The following is a 15,986-nucleotide window of genomic DNA, read 5'->3' on the forward strand; positions in this document are numbered from 1 at the left end:
GGGTACAAAATCCGGGGAACAGGATAGATGAAATACGCATTAAGCGCCGTGGCTTTGGCTTTATTAACAGCCTGTGGCCAACCAAGTGACACCAGCAAACCACAAGAAACCCTTATGACAGAAACTCAGGCCGCTCATCCTTTTACTTACCCTGTGACCGCTAAAGGCGATGTGGTAGATACTTATTTTGAAAGCAAAGTGGCAGACCCTTACCGCTGGCTGGAAGATGACCGCAGCGTTGAAACGGGGAACTGGGTCAAAGAACAAAACAAAGTCACTTTTTCTTATCTTGACCAAATTGGTTACCGTGACCAAATCAAACAACGTTTAGAAGCGCTGTGGAACTATGAAAAAGTAGGAGCGCCTTTTATTGAAGGTGAATACACCTATTTCTTTAAAAACGACGGCTTACAAAACCAGTCCGTGTTATACCGCAAAAAAGGCGAAGGCGAAGCTGAAGTCTTTTTAGACCCAAATACCTTTAGCAGCGATGCAACCACTTCTTTAGCTGATGTGTCTTTCTCTGATGACGGCAAAACTCTGGCCTATTCCATCTCTGAAGGTGGCAGCGATTGGCGCAAAATTATCATTATCGATGTAGAAACCAAAAAACCTATTGAAGAAACCCTGGTGGACGTCAAGTTCAGCGGTGTCTCGTGGAAAGGTAACGAAGGTTTCTATTACTCCAGCTATGACAAGCCAGAAGGCAGTGAGCTGTCGGCTAAAACCGATCAGCACAAGCTGTATTACCATAAGTTAGGCACAGCACAAAAAGACGATCCAGTGGTGTTTGGTGGTGTTGATGCGGAGAAACACCGTTATGTAGGTGGTGGTGTCACAGACGATGGTAAATACCTGATAGTCTCTGCTGCCAACGCAACTTCTGGCAACAAAGTCTTCCTGAAAGATTTAACCAAAGCCGACAGCGCTTTTGTGACTTTATACGCTGAAGGCAATGCCGACTTCGAGTTTGTCGACAACCGTGACAACGCCTTGTATTTTGTCACCAACTTAAATGCACCTAATAAAAAGCTGATCAAAATTGACGCCACAGCGCCTGCTGCTGATAAGTGGGCAGATGTGATCCCGGAAACGGCAAACGTACTGGATGTGAACAAAGGTGCGGGTTTCTTATTCGCCCATTACATGGTGGATGCGATTTCTCAGATTAAGCAATACGATTACGACGGTAAGCTGGTGCGTGATGTGGCACTGCCGGGCTTAGGCACTGTGTCTGGTTTTGGCGGCAAAACCAAAGACAGCACCTTGTACTACAGCTTCACTAACTACAACACAGCACCTAGTACTTTTGCGTTTGAGCCAAAATCCGGCGAAACCAGCACGTATTACAAAGCTGCTGTGAAGTTTAACAGCGACGATTATCAGTCTGAGCAGGTGTTTTATACCTCTAAAGACGGTACTAAAGTGCCGATGATCATCACCCACAAAAAAGGCATCAAACTGGATGGCTCTAACCCAACCATGCTGTACGGTTATGGTGGTTTTAACGTCAGCCTGACTCCTGCTTTTAGTGTGGCCAACCTGGTGTGGATGGAAATGGGCGGCGTGTACGCTGTGCCTAACCTGCGTGGTGGTGGCGAATATGGTAAAGCCTGGCATGACGCTGGTATTCAGCTGAAAAAACAAAATGTGTTTGATGATTTTATTGCTGCAGGTGAATACCTGATTGCCCAGAAATACACCTCAAGCGACAAACTGGCTATTCGTGGTGGCTCTAACGGTGGTTTGTTAGTGGGCGCTGTGATGACCCAAAGACCTGATCTGATGAAAGTGGCTATCCCTCAGGTCGGTGTACTGGATATGTTGCGTTACCACACCTTCACTGCTGGTGCAGGTTGGGCCTACGACTATGGCACTTCTGAGCAAAGCAAAGAGATGTACGACTACATCAAAGGCTACTCACCAGTGCATAACGTCAAAGAAGGCGTGGCTTATCCGGCGACGCTTGTCACCACAGGCGATCACGATGACCGCGTAGTACCAGCACATTCCTTTAAGTTTGCCGCTGAACTACAAGCCAAAGCAACAGGCCCTAACCCACAAATGATCCGCATTGAAACCAATGCAGGTCATGGTGCTGGTGTGCCGGTATCCAAGCAAATTGAATTAGCTGCGGATATCTTTGGTTTTACGTTGTTTAATATGGGTGTCAAAGAGTTACCTAAGCAGTAAATACCCTTGGTTCTTGAAGCTGCAGCGTTGTTGACAGCGCTGCTCGCTCTTAGAAAGTTTTGTGTGAGACGGGCAGGGATAAACCCTGCCCCTACAAACTAATCTGAATTACTTTCCAACCGCTTGATATAAAAACCGTTTTGCCACCTGCAATACATTTTGTCGTAACTGATACATCAGCGGGCTTTCGCTTTGCCAATAGTGCCAGTACAACTGGGTATCCAGCGCATAACCAGGGCTTAAATCCACCAGCTCACCGCTTTCCAGCTGCGGCTGCATTTGTAATTCCGGCAATAAACCAAAACCTAATCCGGCCAATGTGGCTTTTAAAAAACCTTCTGACGAAGGGCACAAATGAAAACGTTGAGGCACGGCTTGCGCTACGTGTTGCAGGTATTGATGTTGCAACTGATCGTCCTGATTAAACACCAGGCAAGGCGCTTGGCTGATCTTTTGTTTAAACTGCTGATGTAATTGATAACGCTGAATAAAAGCCGGACTTGCCACAGCCCGGTATCGCAGTGCGCCCAATGCCATCACAGCACCGCCATTGACCGGTTGAGGGCTGGCACAGATACAGGCCATCACATCGCCTTGTTTCATACGTTTTAAACCAACGGACTGATCTTCCACTACCAGATCAAAACGCACCGCCTGCTGCTCTGGTAAGACTAAAGCCTCTGGTAACCAGGTGGCCAAAGAATCCGCATTGGTCGCCAGACGCACCACCAAATCTTGTGGATCGTCTGTTAGTCCTAAAGCCGTTTCCATTTGCTTTACTTGCTGCAAATGGTTTAACAAACGTTGTCCAGCAGTTGTTGGCGTAGGTGGGCTGCTGCGTAATAACACCGGCTGACCCAACACAGACTCCAGTTGTTTAATACGACGGCTGATGGCTGACTGAGTTAAATGCAATACCAGAGCAGCCCTTTCAAAGCCTCCTTGTTCAACCACAGCAGACAGTGCCTGCAATAAGCGGTAATCAATCATCATTTTTTCTCATGACACAGAAAATTTATTTGTTGGATTCATAATAAACCGCTTCGTTAAACTTGTACTACTTGTTTCTTTTAGGGCGAATCTCATGTTGTCGTTTTTAACCGGTTTTACCGTGGGTTTAAGTTTAATAGTGGCAATTGGCGCGCAGAATATCTGGGTACTCAGTCAAAGTATGGCTGGCGCGAACAGGTTGGTGATAGCTCTGGTCTGTATCTTATGTGATACGGCTTTAATTGTGACTGGCGTCTACAGTGTGCAGCTTATTCAACTTTGGTTACCTCCTTTGGTACCTGTGCTGACCTGGGCCGGAGTGGCGATGTTGTTGTGGTTAGCCTTTGGTGCTGCACAACGTGCATGGCGTGGGCAAGGTGCTTTGCATTCAAGCTCTGTGGTGCAGGTACAAAGCTGGCAAAAAACAGCGCTGACCGCTTTGGCTATTACCTTATTAAACCCTCATGTTTATTTAGATACAGTGGTACTGATTGGTAGCGTTGGTTCTGTGCAGGCAGAGCCTTTCTGGTTTACTGTTGGCGCTTGTCTGGCCTCCTTCTGCTGGTTTAGTGCGTTAACTGGTTTAGCCCCGAAGCTTAAAATCTGGCTGAGCTCGCCGCTGCGCTGGCGACTGTTTGATGGCCTGGTTGCTTTGGTATTGTCTGGCATTGCACTGAAGCTGGCCCTTTAAATTTCAGATGGTGATCTACTGGGCAAAACTTTAGTCATGCATTACTATGTGGCGCTTTTACAGGGGCAGTTGCAGGCTCAATTGTGGCATTGGCGGATACAAGGGGAAATGGCATGAAGAAGTTGTTGTTAGTGGCTGTGTTAGGTTTTGCGCTGGCAGGTTGTAGCTCTGTGCCGGATGATTGGAGCAATATGACCCAAACCGAAATACAAAGCTGGCAAGCCAGTGGTTTTACAGCAGAAGTCGCTCAGCAGTGGAAAGCCAGTGGTTTTAATTCAGAAGCTGCAGGCCTTTGGAAAACCGCGGGTTTTAACCTGGAGTCTGCAACAGAGTGGTCAGCACAGAAATTCAGTGCTGATGAAGCGAAAAACTGGGTGGCTACAGGTTTTGAACTGGATGATTCTGTAGATTATCGCGCCAGAGGTTTATCACCTATTCACCGTGAACAGGCGGTTGAATAAAGGAATGTCTGACGCCATTTGTTAGCAAAAAGCCCGGTTTTTACCGGGCTTTTTGTTGCGGCTGCTTTATGAGTTGGCTCATTGTGTTTTATTTCGCAGTTCCAATCCAAACTGTCGTTTTGTACTTGAACAGAATTCGCTTATGCGCTCTGATGAGATTAACTTCAATGGAGACTATAGATGACAGATTTTCGCAGTGACACGGTCACTCAACCTACAGCAGCAATGAAAGCCGCTATGCTGGCCGCACCTTTGGGGGATGATGTATTTCAGGACGACCCGACGGTCAATGAGTTACAACGTTATGCAGCAGAACTTTTAGGTTTTGAAGCGGCGTTATTTGCGCCCAGTGGCACCCAAACCAACTTAATAGCGCTGATGGCGCATTGCCAGCGTGGTGATGAAGCCATAGTAGGACAGCAATGGCATACCTACCGCTGGGAAGGCGGTGGTATGGCGGTGTTAGGTTCTATTCAGCCGCAACCTATAGAACACCAGCCAGATGGTACTCTGGCGCTTGAGCATATTCGTGCCGCGGTAAAGCCGGACGACCCACATTTTGCCCGCACTAAGTTGATTGTGATGGAAAACACCACAGGCGGTAAGGTGTTGCCTTTGTCTTATATGAATTCAGTGGCGGCTTTGGCCAAAGAGCTTAAGTTAAATTGCCATATTGATGGCGCCAGACTGATGAATGCCGCTGTGGCTTTAGCGACAGCGGATGGTTCAGATCCAATTCAAAAAGCCAGGCAGCTCTGTGCTGGTTTTGATTCAGTGTCTTTGTGTTTATCCAAAGGTTTAGGCGCCCCTGTTGGCTCTTTACTGCTGGGTAGCCATGCTTTTATTCAGCAGGCAAGACGACTGCGTAAAATGCTGGGTGGCGGTATGCGCCAGAGCGGGGTGTTGGCGGCTGCTGGTTTATATGCGCTGCAACATCATATAGAACGCCTGGCAGAGGATCATCAGCATGCACAGCAACTGGCCGAAGGCTTACAACGTATAGCGGTTGAACACCCGCTGCTCAAAGGCAAGCTGGAGCTGGTGTCCGTCCATACCAATATTTTATTTACTGATATAGCTCTTGATGTAGCAGAGCCTTTATTGGCTTATCTCTCGGAGCAGGGTATTAAATTAACCAGCAGTAATTACAATAAAGCCGATCAGCACTACAAAAGAGTGCGTTGGGTAACACATCTGGATATCAGTGCTAAGGATATTCAGCATGCACTTCTGGCAGTGCAAAAATTTAATGTTTGAGTGGGACTAACCGCCTGATTTCTGAGGCGGTACCCTCTGTTTTTCTTTGGTGGAGCTGTTAATGTAAAAACAGATAAAACTACATAAAAGAAAAAACATCCGGGGCTACCATGAAACTCACTTTAGTCGCTTGTCTGACTGCAGCTCTATTTGCCAGCAGTTATGCTGATGCAGCCTATTACCGCTCGCCTTCGATACAACAAAACCAACTGGTCTTTACTGCCGAAGGTGATTTATGGCTAAGCTCCGTTAATGGCAGTGAAGCAAAACGCCTGACCACTCACGCCGCTGAAGAAAGCCAGGCGCTGTTTACGCCTGATGGCAAAGCTGTGGTTTATGTCGCAGCTTATGACGATACCCCTGATATTTATTATTTGGCTTTAGCGGGCGGTGCACCTAAACGTTTAACGGCCTTAAATGCGAAAGTGAAGCTGCAAGGCTGGAGTCTGGACGGCAAATTGCTGTATAGCACAGATGCAATGACAGGGCCTGTGAACAGCTGGGTGCTGAAACTACTGGATCTGGAAACTCAGCACACTGAAACTTTACCGCTTTTGGATGCCGTAGAAGCTGTGCTGGATGAACAAAATGGCTATGTCTACTTTATCCGTTATGGCTTGCAGTTAACGGGGGATAATGCCCGTCAGTATCAGGGCGGAGCTAAAGGTCAGCTCTGGCGCTGGAAACTGGGCTCAGAGCTTGAAGCAGAGCGTTTATTGGCAGACCATCAGGGATCTTTACGTAACCCTATGATTTGGCAAGGCCAGCTGGTGTTAGTCAGTGATGCTGGCGGCAATGCGAATTTATGGTCTTACGATCCTGTATCGGCTCAACTGAAAGAGTTGACTAATCAACAGGATTTTGCAGTGCGTTCTGCCCGTATGGATCAGGGCAAAGTGATTTACCAGTCGGGCGCTGATATCAAATTACTGGATTTAGCCTCAGGCCAAAGCAACATCCAGGCGCCAGTATTAATCACAGACTCACCCCAACAGCGTCAGCGTTTATTAACTGAACCTCTGAAGTATTTAACCTCAAGCGCCGTTGGATTCTCTAAAGAAAAGTTGGCTTTGACCCTTCGCAGCAAAGTGCAGGTATTGTCCCGTGCGCCGCAACGTATTGTCGAATTGGCGGTGCCTGAAACTGCCCGTGCCCGAAGTGCAGTGGTCAGTCAGGATGGTAAATGGGTGTATTTAATTTCTGACCAGTCCGGTGAGCCTGAAATTTGGCAATACGCTGCCGATGGTTCAGATCAAGGCAAACAGCTGACCAAAGATGGTCGCGGTTTTCGCTGGAATTTAACCCTATCACCCGATGGGCGTTATTTGGCGCATGACGATAAACAAGGCCAGTTGTGGCTATTGGATGTAAAAAGCGGCAGCAATCAGCTGGTGTATAAAAGTGGTTCAGGTTTAAGCCCATACAGTGACCTGAGCTGGAATAAAAACAGCAGCTTGCTGGCGTTTACCACAGAAAAAGATGGTGTGGGCCGTCAGCAAATTGGCCTGTATTCGGTCAAAGAGCAACAAGCCAAATTGCTCACTACAGATAAATACAATTCGTTCAGCCCGGCATTTCACCCTGATGGTGACTGGTTGTATTTTTTGTCACAACGCGAATTAAAACCAACCCCAGGCGGCCCATGGGGGGATCGCAATATGGGACCTGCTTTTGATAAAAGGGCGCAGGTCTTTGCTTATGCGCTGGATAGCTCAGCTCAATTTCCTTTTGCTGCCGAAACAGAACTAACAGCTGGTTTAGAAGGGCAACCTAAGGCGGCTGCACTGAAAGATTTACCTGGTCAGTTATGGCAAGTGCCTGTTGCAGCCGGAAATTATCAAAAGCTGCAGGCGGGAGCCGATTACCTGTATTTGCAGGAATTTGAATACAGTGGTGATGCAGCAGCAGTAAGAGCGCTAAAAATTGAGCCAGAAAATAAAAAGTTACTCAGTTTTGCTGGCAAGGTTCGTAACTTACAAAGCAGTGCTGATGGTAAGTCATTGTATCTGCAGTATGAAACTGAACCTGGCAAGTATCGCTTTTTCTTAGGTTCTGCCACAGCTAAAGCGCCGGAGGGGGAAGAGGCTGAGCCCTGGGCTATTGATAAGATTAGTCTGACAGTGACACCCAAAGCTGAATGGCAACAAATGTTCCATGACGCCTGGCTGATGCACCGCGAGTTTTTATTTGACCCTGCCATGCGTGGTGTGGACTGGGGCAGTACCAAAAGGCGCTATCAGCCTTTGCTCGACAGAGTGACAGACAGATTTGAGCTGGATGATTTGCTGGCGCAATTGATTGGCGAGTTGTCTGTGTTGCACTCGCAAGTACGGGGTGGCGACTATGCTAAAGCCAGCGAAAGCAGCAAAGCAGCCAGTCTGGGCGGAGAATTTATCCGCCGCAATGGCAAACTGGTGTTGCAGGCTATTTATCAGACAGATCCGGATTTACCTTCTTTAGCCAGTCCACTGAATAGCGCCGGCGTGGAGCTTAAAGTGGGCGATAGCTTGCTGGCGGTCAACGGCAAAGCTGTTGCATCAGTGCTGGATTTACATCAGGTTTTACAGCAACAACAAGGCCAGCAAGTACTGTTGCAGTTAGAGCGCGACGGCAAAGCCTTTAAAAAAGTAGTGGTGCCTGTTAGTCCACAGCAAGAACAAACCTTAAGGTATCAGCACTGGGTGCAGCAGAAGAAGCATCAGGTAGAGATGCAAGGTAAGCAACAACTGGGCTACTTGCATTTGTATGCCATGACGCCAAATGATATCAGTAACTTTGCCCGTGAGTTTTATGCCAACGTGGATAAACCCGGCTTGATTATTGATGTGCGCCGTAACAGAGGCGGCAATATCGACAGTTGGGTAATTGAAAAGCTGTTACGCCGGGTTTGGGCCTTCTGGCAACCGACTCAGGGCAAAGCTTATGGCAATATGCAACAAAGCTTCCGTGGCCAGTTGGTGGTATTGACCGACCCACTGACCTATTCAGATGGCGAAACTTTTGCTGCTGGTGTGAAAAGTTTAGGTTTAGGCCCTGTGATTGGACAGCAAACCGCTGGTGCCGGAGTCTGGTTATCTGGCCGTAATTTATTGGCTGATATGGGCGTGGCTCGTGTGGCTGAAACGGCGCAGTTTGATAAAGAAGGGCGCTGGATCATCGAAGGCCGTGGGGTAAGCCCGGACGTGCTGGTCGATAATTTGCCGTACGCCAGTTTTAGCGGTCAGGATGCACAGTTATCTTATGCCATCAGCCTGTTGCAAAAGCAGTTGCAGGAAAAAGCTGTACCTGAACTGAAAGCTGAACCTTTAAAACCCGGGATGGCTAAAGACGTAAGGGGTCAGAGTGATTAACTCTGACCCCAGGGTTGGACTATATGAATGAAGTCGATGTCGCGCTGAGTGACTTACTTTTAATTTAGGGTCAGAGTCGAGACTCTGACCCTGTACGAAAAAACGTAATATGCTTTGCCCCGGATTTAGATGTAAGCGCTTTACAATTCTGATTTAAACTGGTATCCAATTGAAATCATTCATTATTGGATAAAAGCAATGAAACTTAAACTGCTGTGTTTTTCTATCGCCTTTTGTAGTTATTCAGCGTTGGCAGCTGAATGGCAGCCTTTGCTGGATAAAAATCTGAGTCAGTGGGATACCTACTTAAGTTATAAACATAAAGAGTCTTATGACGGTACTGTACCAAAAGACGAACAGGGTAAACCGATAGCGCCCATAGGCTTAAATACCGGCAACGACAAATACAAAGTTTTTACGATGCAGCAAGAAAACAACGAACCTGTACTTCGGGTCAGCGGTGAAATCTATGGTGCTGTCACCAGTAAAAACTCTTACAAAAACTACCACTTAAAACTGCAATTTCGCTGGGGCGACAAAAAGTGGCCACCTCGGCTGAATAAACTCAAAGACAGCGGCATTTTGTATCACGCCATTGGGGAACATGGGCAGGAGTATTTCCGGTCCTGGATGATGTCGCAGGAATTCCAGATCATGGAAGGCCATAACGGCGACTACTGGCAACAAGCGGGTTCGGCCATTGATATCCGTGCTTTTATGCCTGAGTCCATTATGAATGCTGTAGCCGATGAGAGTCAGCCTTTCCTTAAAGTAGGCAAAGGGGAAGAGTTGCAGGGTTTTGTACTGCGTAAAGACAATCATGAAAAACCAGCAGGACAGTGGAATACAGTGGAGCTGATTAGCTTTGAAGGCCAGAGCCTGCATATAGTCAACGGTCATGTGGTGATGGTGTTACGCAATTCAAGATATGTCACACCTGAAGGCAAAACCGAACCTTTAGTGGAAGGCAAAATTCAGTTGCAAAGTGAAGCGGCTGAAGTCTTTTATAAAGACGTGAAAATCAAAGCTTTGCAGCAAATGCCAGCCGAATACACCAGGTTGTTTTTATAGCATGATTAAGAAAGGCTGCCATGGGCAGCCTTTCTTAGTGACAAGTACGCTAGTCGAACAATAAATCAGAATTTATAACCGGCGTTAAATACTGCCACAGTTTTGCTTTCGCCATCACGACGACCACCGTCGTAATCTGCAGTGCCTAAACCACCACCTAAAGTCCAGCCACGGCCGCTAAAACCGCTAAAGTGGTAATCATAAGTTGCCAGTATTAAACCATCGCCATCAAATACATCGGATGCAGACGCATACTGGGCACCAAATACATGCTGACTACCTGCTGACGGTGCTATATGAAAACCAACAGCAGCACCACCTACACCAGCCCCGACATAAACGGCCATATTATCTTCACGGTACATAAACTTACCGCCTAAATCGCCGTACTGAGAACCAAAACCTGCGGCAGGGACAAATTCACCTGCTTGAGCAAAGCTTGTTGCCACTGTGCCTGCCAATACGAATGTGGCCAGAGTTAATTTAATTTTCATTGTTGTGATCCCTCTTTTAAAACCTACACCGGATGTTATCCGGCGACGTAAAGGCGGCAGTTTAGCTTTATTAACTGAATGGCAGCTTACTGCTGCTTAAAAGCATTTTGAGTGGAGATCAGACTAATACTGGCTGGTTGAAAAATGAGCATTCAGTTCAGCTAGCGCTCATCTTTAGCGGGTTAAGCTTCAGATTCGCCTGCTGTTGGGAAGTCCGATTCTTACCCGGCAGTGTCAACCAAAAGAAGACAGGAGTGCATCTTATGAGTGCAATCAAACAACAGCAAAGTGCGCAACCCTTTGGATACCGCGCCAGTAATAGAAACGACGATTTAACCCAGCAAGAACGCAGGGCACTGAGCTTGATCTGGCGTGACGATGACTGCGAGCCTGTTAAAGCAAAACGCTTTGACCCTATAACCGATCATTGTGCTGAACTGGGTTACAACTGATTTTATAAAAGGGCTGACCTTTATCTGTTAGTACTCAGGCAGAACAAGGGGTAACTATGAACCCGCAATTGTCCCTTGTTTTGCCTGTTCTTGCCATTCCTGTTCGAGCTGAATGAAGTCAGGGCGCTTAAGCTTACCGCTGTATCGATAGCTGATAAATACCGCCAGACATAAGCTAAAGCTTATTGCAAAAAGTGCAGGGCCTCCCCATAAGTCCAATATCACACCACCTAATACGGGTGACAACGAATAGCCTATCGCATATAAACTGGCGGCGCCAAAGTAGCTGCCACGTAAAGAGGCCGGAGCCAACTGGTCCAAATGCACATTCATATTGGCAAACAAAATAGCTTCGCCAAGACTTAACACAAAAACAGCCGCTATCCAGCCCCAAAACCATTCTGGTGGGTTCAGCGCAAAACCAAGTTGTGATACCGCCAGTAACAACAACCCCGCATAAATGCGTGATACCACAGGCCAGCCTGCCATCAGACGCAGTAATGGAAACTGGAATAGTACTATCACGGTCGAATTCAGAATAATCATCGCTGATATAAGTGCCACCAATTCTGGAACTTCTGCCCGTGTCAGGTATTGAATAAGGCTGGAGTCACAATGTGCATAGATAAAGGTTACTAAAATGTTGGCGACTATCACCAGTAAAAACAGCTGGTCTTTTTTTAGTAAAAACAAGGTTTGGCCAAACCGCATTGGATTGTAGCTTTGCAGTGACTGTTTAGGTTTTTGGCGGAAAAATAATACAGCTATACCTAAAGCAAAATAAGAGAAAGCGGTAATAAAAAAGGTCAGTGGATTGCCTGTCATACCAGCCGAAAGACCTAATAAGGGGCCAATGGCTGCTCCGGCATTCACCATAAAATACAGGCCTTGCAACGCCAGCTCACGATCTTTGGGGTCGGGTAATGAATCGCCCAGCCAGGCTTTGCTTGGAGCATCCCATAAAGCCCGTGGTAAAGTAGATAAGAAAATACAGCAGATAAAACCTTCTTTGCTTTGGACTAAAGCAAAACAGCTAAATGCGAAGGTGCCCAGTACCGCTGCGGCCAGCAATAACGGATAACGGCCAAAACGGTCAGATAAATAACCTGCATAAAAGCCAAGCACTACCGCAAGCAAAGCCGCACTGGTTAACCAGAGGCCTATTTCTGTCGCACTGAGCTTAAACTTTTGATAGAGCAACACAGAGATAAAAGGCCAGACCATAAAATAGCTGCCGCGAACAAAAAAGTTGCCCAGCAACAATACCCAGGCGGGACCGGGCAAATTTTTTATACGGGACCAACTGACCAGATCGGACATCACCACCACTCCCAAAATCAGTAGCTATCCTATCTGAAAAACTGAAACTAAGCGTCTGAGTTTTATAAAAAATTAGTGCGTTTTGGGAAACACAGGGTTGCTTAAAAAGCTGTTTTAATTGCTCTGATAAAGGCCTAGCTGTTGCATCAGTTGCCAGACTTTTTGCGGTTGTTCTGTCGACTGCAAGTAGTCTCCTACTTTTTGTCGTTGCGCCGCTGATTTGTTTTGCGACAGTTTCATTTTGCCAAGCCAACTACTGATTTCTATCCGTACCCCGCAAATCCCATTGACCAGCTTTTGCTGATAGCCGGCAGATTGCTGCATATCAGGTGCAGAAAAGCTTTCTTGCCGACGCGCTAAGGCCAGAGTTTGCTCAGTGTTTAGCGTAAAGGCCGTGCCTTTGAGCTCAACCAGACTGTAGTTCCAGGTTGAAACAGCCTGCTCTTCACCATAACAGTCGCCTGCTACAAAAGCGTGAGGCCCCATAATGACAATTTGCACCTGCTGTTCATTGAGCTGCTTTAACTGCGGATTATTACGGGCTATATGACAGTGTGCATTCAATTGGCCTTCCTGCCAGTCAAACAAAAAAGGCAAAGGGGTATAAAACAAATCCGGGCTGTTGCTTAGCAGTAAACCAAAATAATTCTGCTGTAAAAAAGCACGGATCTGCTCTGGATCTTCGCTTTGAAAATGTTTAGGTAAATACATAGTTGTTTAGCGTTCTCTTTTGACCACAAAGGCATTGTGGCATAACTGATAACCCACTTTTGGGTAGTAGCCCATCGCACTTTCAGCGCTGTGCAACAACTGCTGTACTTCAGGGCCCGTGATTCGCTGCACCTGATGCAACAGCTCTTTACCAATGCCTTGTTGTTGCAGGTTTTTATCCACCAGCAAATCGCAAATATACACCACCCAGGCTTTGTCTGTCATGCAGCGCGCCAGGCCAACCAGCTTGCCATTTTGCCGTGCTGTTACCAGTAAATTAGCGCTGGCGAGCAGGGTTGCCATCCGGCTTTTGTCTTCTATGGGTCTGTTAATGCCTGAGGCTTTATACAAAGCCAGCATTTCTTCTAAATCAAAACCGGATTCCACTTGATAACTCAGCATATACACTCCTCAGTGCTTGTTTCTGCTGCTGTTTTATCGTTAAACTGGTTCTATTTAAAGTGCCAGTTTTGTCAAAGTGAGAGATCCAGTTTGCGTATTGAGCTTGGAAGTTTTTTTCTGTCCGGTCAGGGGACTTTGCAACAGCAGTTGTATCAGGCGCTGCGCGAAAAGCTATTAACTGCGCAATGGCCAACTGATGCGTTACTTCCGTCCAGCAGACAATTAGCTATGGATCTGAAACTAAGCCGCAATACCATTAATCAGGTATTACAGCAGTTAGTGGCTGAAGGATATCTGCTGGGGCAGCGTGGGCGCGGTTACCAGATTATCTCCACTGCACCTGATCAGTTTTTTCAGGCCAGTACAGAGACTACAGTTGCTGCTCAAACAGAAATGGTGCTGTTTGACTATGACATTACCGTAAAATCCGGACCTGTTTCGGGGCTACTGCAAACCGGCGTGCCAGATTTATCCGTCTTTCCATTCGCTTTATGGCAAAAATTGACTCAGCGCCATAGTGGCAGAGCCGCTTTGGCTGGTATGGCTGATGCTCTGGGGTATTTACCACTGCGTTTAGCGTTGAAAGACTATTTACGTCAGTCCCGTCAGGTAGTCTGTGATGAGGACTGTATTCTGATCACTCCCGGTGCTCAGGCCGCTTTATTTATCGCGGCAAAGCTGGCAAGTAGAGCTGGCGATAAGGTTGCTATGGAATCGCCGGGTTATCCGCGTTTACGTCAGGCCTTGCAACTGGCTGAAGCAGAAATCCATTATATTGATGCCAGTGCAGATCATGGTCTTGCGACTTCAGAACTCAATCAACTGAATGGTTGTAGAGCTTTGTTTGTGACCCCTGCCCATCAATACCCTATGGGTGGCATTATGCCGCTGTCAGAGCGGCTGCATTTATTGGAATGGGCACGGCAGCAGCACTGTATTTTGGTGGAAGATGATTACGACAGCGAGTTTCAGTTTAAACACAGACCCATCGCCAGTTTGCAGGGCTTAGCGCAAGGGCAGGGCGTGATTTACGTTGGATCCTTTAGTAAAACGCTGTTTCCTGCATTGCGTTTAGGCTATCTGGTACTGCCGAAACAGTGGATGCCCAAAGCTGCCGCTTTATTGCAGGCAGTGTATGGTGATGTAGCTTTATTGCCTCAGGCAGTCACAGCAGATTTTATGCTGGAGGGTCACTTTGGCCGGCATTTACGTAAAATGCGGCAACTGTATCAGCAAAAACAGCAGTATTGTCTGCAGCTTATTGCAGAGTTTTTGCCAGAGGCGAAGTTACATGCCCGTTATGCAGGATTGCATATCAGCATTGAGTTTCCTTATGAAGTAGCTGATCAACAACTAACCGCAGAATTGTTAAAGCAAGGCTACAGAGTGCAGCCGTTAAGCCGTTATGTATTTTCAGGCGCAAAGCGCACTGGTTTGGTGATAGGTTTAGCCAATACCACAGAACAGCAACTGCTAGTGGGTGTACAGTTAATTGCGCGGCTATTGCAGTTGTTTAAAAAGGGCAATGAAGCATAAAATATTGTTAATTTTGCAAATAGGAATTATTATCATCTAGGTTGTTCTCACTGACCTCTGTTCAAACCTGATGATAGAACCTAAATCGCAAAAAACGCCACACAGACCCATTAAAACAGTCCGGCAATGGCTTGGACTTATCGTTGTTTTAGCAGGTGCCCTTGTATTGCTACTGGAGAGTATTGCTGTGATCCCAAGCTGAAATGTTTGGGTGTGCTGACGAATAAACGACTTATAGATGCATCGCTTTATACTTTCCTGCAATAAAAGCCTGCTCTTGTTGTTCTCCTGTACACTGATTACAATCGGCGCCATTTCCGCTATTTGTTTGGAGTTCTGATGAATAAAAGTCTTTTGACCAATCTGTTGTCTTTGATTGTGATGGCCTGTGGCTGGTTTTTCGCACTCCCCTGGTTGTGGGCTATGGGCTTGTTTGCTTTTTCCGGCGCCGTGACCAACTGGCTTGCTATTCATATGCTGTTTGAAAAAGTGCCTTTGCTTTATGGATCAGGCGTTATTCCTGCGCGTTTTAGCGAATTTAAACAAGGTATTTATGATCTGATCATGGGGCAGTTCTTCAGTAAAGAAAACCTGCAACGTTTGCTTGCAGAGCAACATGAGCAGGATGCAGTTGGCTTAAAACTGGCTCCGGTCATTGAAGCGATCGACTTATCACCTGCCTTTGATGCCTTGCTTGAGACAGTACAAAAATCCTCCTTGGGTGGCATGCTGGCGATGTTTGGCGGAGCTCAGATGTTAGTACCACTGAAAGAACCTTTTATTGAAAACCTGAGCCGTTCTTTAATTGAACTTGCCGATAGTCCTGAAGTGCAACAGCAAATTAGAAATCAGTTGCATCAGGGCGATACCATTGATTTGTTACAACCTAAAATTGCTGCGGTAGTCGAAGGGCGTTTAGCCGAATTGACCCCAGAGATGGTAAAAGACATAGTGCAACAGATGATCCGTCAGCATTTAGGCTGGCTGGTGGTGTGGGGTGGTGTCTTTGGTGCTTTGATAGGTTTATCAAGCAGTATTTTGCCAGCCATTTAAAGTGC

14 protein-coding genes are annotated in these 15,986 nt (G+C 46.8%); 9 read left to right on the plus strand and 5 right to left on the minus strand.

The features are described from left to right. The first annotated feature begins 27 nt into the window (after positions 1-27). Positions 28-2,193: a prolyl oligopeptidase family serine peptidase gene (locus LSG34_RS12330; protein ID WP_233009406.1), complete on the plus strand. Its 2,166-nt coding sequence runs from the start codon at positions 28-30 to the stop codon at positions 2,191-2,193. Between the two features lie 108 nt (positions 2,194-2,301). Here the strand turns inward: LSG34_RS12330 and LSG34_RS12335 are convergent, their stop codons facing one another. Then, complete coding sequence (locus LSG34_RS12335; RefSeq protein ID WP_233009407.1) at positions 2,302-3,186, minus strand: LysR family transcriptional regulator ArgP; 885 nt, start codon at positions 3,184-3,186, stop codon at positions 2,302-2,304. A 91-nt stretch (positions 3,187-3,277) separates the two neighbouring features. On the opposite strand from LSG34_RS12335, the gene LSG34_RS12340 reads away from it, so the two are divergent. The 5 genes from LSG34_RS12340 to LSG34_RS12360 all read left to right on the plus strand — a co-directional run bounded on the left by LSG34_RS12340 (position 3,278) and on the right by LSG34_RS12360 (position 10,013). Further along, a complete protein-coding gene (locus tag LSG34_RS12340) occupies positions 3,278-3,874 on the plus strand; it encodes a LysE/ArgO family amino acid transporter (RefSeq protein ID WP_233009408.1) in 597 nt (198 codons plus the stop codon). A gap of 113 nt (positions 3,875-3,987) precedes the next feature. Then, entirely contained in the window at positions 3,988-4,335 is a 348-nt protein-coding gene (locus LSG34_RS12345) for a membrane lipoprotein lipid attachment site-containing protein (protein ID WP_233009409.1), read from the plus strand. A gap of 180 nt (positions 4,336-4,515) precedes the next feature. Beyond that, the gene (ltaE, locus tag LSG34_RS12350) at positions 4,516-5,592 is read left to right on the plus strand and encodes a low-specificity L-threonine aldolase (protein ID WP_233009410.1); all 1,077 of its coding nucleotides are present in this window, start codon (positions 4,516-4,518) and stop codon (positions 5,590-5,592) included. A gap of 110 nt (positions 5,593-5,702) precedes the next feature. Next, positions 5,703-8,942, plus strand: coding sequence for a S41 family peptidase (locus LSG34_RS12355; protein WP_233009411.1), 3,240 nt, complete (start codon positions 5,703-5,705; stop codon positions 8,940-8,942). A gap of 198 nt (positions 8,943-9,140) precedes the next feature. Beyond that, positions 9,141-10,013 (plus strand): 3-keto-disaccharide hydrolase, encoded by an 873-nt coding sequence (locus LSG34_RS12360; RefSeq protein WP_233009412.1) that lies wholly within the window; start codon positions 9,141-9,143, stop codon positions 10,011-10,013. 65 nt (positions 10,014-10,078) lie between these two features. On the opposite strand, the gene LSG34_RS12365 is transcribed toward LSG34_RS12360, so the two are convergent. Continuing rightward, a complete protein-coding gene (locus tag LSG34_RS12365; RefSeq protein ID WP_233009413.1) occupies positions 10,079-10,507 on the minus strand; it encodes a hypothetical protein in 429 nt (142 codons plus the stop codon). Between the two features lie 263 nt (positions 10,508-10,770). On the opposite strand from LSG34_RS12365, the gene LSG34_RS12370 reads away from it, so the two are divergent. Then, positions 10,771-10,959: a hypothetical protein gene (locus LSG34_RS12370; RefSeq protein WP_233009414.1), complete on the plus strand. Its 189-nt coding sequence runs from the start codon at positions 10,771-10,773 to the stop codon at positions 10,957-10,959. A gap of 54 nt (positions 10,960-11,013) precedes the next feature. Here LSG34_RS12370 and LSG34_RS12375 read toward each other — a convergent pair whose 3' ends face one another. The 3 genes from LSG34_RS12375 to LSG34_RS12385 form a co-directional block, all read right to left on the minus strand. Further along, positions 11,014-12,279 (minus strand): MDR family MFS transporter, encoded by a 1,266-nt coding sequence (locus LSG34_RS12375; RefSeq protein WP_233009415.1) that lies wholly within the window; start codon positions 12,277-12,279, stop codon positions 11,014-11,016. Positions 12,280-12,393: 114 nt separating this feature from the next. Continuing rightward, positions 12,394-12,990: an FMN-binding negative transcriptional regulator gene (locus LSG34_RS12380; RefSeq protein ID WP_233009416.1), complete on the minus strand. Its 597-nt coding sequence runs from the start codon at positions 12,988-12,990 to the stop codon at positions 12,394-12,396. A 6-nt stretch (positions 12,991-12,996) separates the two neighbouring features. After that, positions 12,997-13,392 (minus strand): GNAT family N-acetyltransferase, encoded by a 396-nt coding sequence (locus LSG34_RS12385; protein WP_233009417.1) that lies wholly within the window; start codon positions 13,390-13,392, stop codon positions 12,997-12,999. Between the two features lie 90 nt (positions 13,393-13,482). Here LSG34_RS12385 and pdxR point away from each other — a divergent pair, with 90 nt between their 5' ends. Together pdxR and LSG34_RS12395 are read left to right on the plus strand one after the other, a co-directional pair. Further along, complete coding sequence (pdxR, locus tag LSG34_RS12390) at positions 13,483-14,928, plus strand: MocR-like pyridoxine biosynthesis transcription factor PdxR (protein WP_233009418.1); 1,446 nt, start codon at positions 13,483-13,485, stop codon at positions 14,926-14,928. 339 nt (positions 14,929-15,267) lie between these two features. Next, complete coding sequence (locus tag LSG34_RS12395; RefSeq protein WP_233009419.1) at positions 15,268-15,981, plus strand: DUF445 domain-containing protein; 714 nt, start codon at positions 15,268-15,270, stop codon at positions 15,979-15,981. Positions 15,982-15,986: the final 5 nt, after the last annotated feature.

This window comes from Rheinheimera faecalis (assembly GCF_021290965.1).
Taxonomy (GTDB): domain Bacteria; phylum Pseudomonadota; class Gammaproteobacteria; order Enterobacterales; family Alteromonadaceae; genus Pararheinheimera; species Pararheinheimera faecalis.

Excerpts from the sequence above, each read along its gene's own strand:
- ltaE (WP_233009410.1), top strand. The coding sequence starts at position 4,516 with ATGACAGATTTTCGCAGTGACACGGTCACTCAACCTACAGCAGCAATG.
- LSG34_RS12380 (WP_233009416.1), bottom strand. The coding sequence starts at position 12,990 with ATGTATTTACCTAAACATTTTCAAAGCGAAGATCCAGAGCAGATCCGT.
- LSG34_RS12375 (WP_233009415.1), bottom strand. The coding sequence starts at position 12,279 with ATGTCCGATCTGGTCAGTTGGTCCCGTATAAAAAATTTGCCCGGTCCC.
- LSG34_RS12360 (WP_233009412.1), top strand. The coding sequence starts at position 9,141 with ATGAAACTTAAACTGCTGTGTTTTTCTATCGCCTTTTGTAGTTATTCA.
- LSG34_RS12340 (WP_233009408.1), top strand. The coding sequence starts at position 3,278 with ATGTTGTCGTTTTTAACCGGTTTTACCGTGGGTTTAAGTTTAATAGTG.
- LSG34_RS12345 (WP_233009409.1), top strand. The coding sequence starts at position 3,988 with ATGAAGAAGTTGTTGTTAGTGGCTGTGTTAGGTTTTGCGCTGGCAGGT.
- LSG34_RS12335 (WP_233009407.1), bottom strand. The coding sequence starts at position 3,186 with ATGATGATTGATTACCGCTTATTGCAGGCACTGTCTGCTGTGGTTGAA.
- LSG34_RS12355 (WP_233009411.1), top strand. The coding sequence starts at position 5,703 with ATGAAACTCACTTTAGTCGCTTGTCTGACTGCAGCTCTATTTGCCAGC.
- LSG34_RS12365 (WP_233009413.1), bottom strand. The coding sequence starts at position 10,507 with ATGAAAATTAAATTAACTCTGGCCACATTCGTATTGGCAGGCACAGTG.
- LSG34_RS12385 (WP_233009417.1), bottom strand. The coding sequence starts at position 13,392 with ATGCTGAGTTATCAAGTGGAATCCGGTTTTGATTTAGAAGAAATGCTG.
- LSG34_RS12395 (WP_233009419.1), top strand. The coding sequence starts at position 15,268 with ATGAATAAAAGTCTTTTGACCAATCTGTTGTCTTTGATTGTGATGGCC.
- LSG34_RS12330 (WP_233009406.1), top strand. The coding sequence starts at position 28 with ATGAAATACGCATTAAGCGCCGTGGCTTTGGCTTTATTAACAGCCTGT.
- LSG34_RS12370 (WP_233009414.1), top strand. The coding sequence starts at position 10,771 with ATGAGTGCAATCAAACAACAGCAAAGTGCGCAACCCTTTGGATACCGC.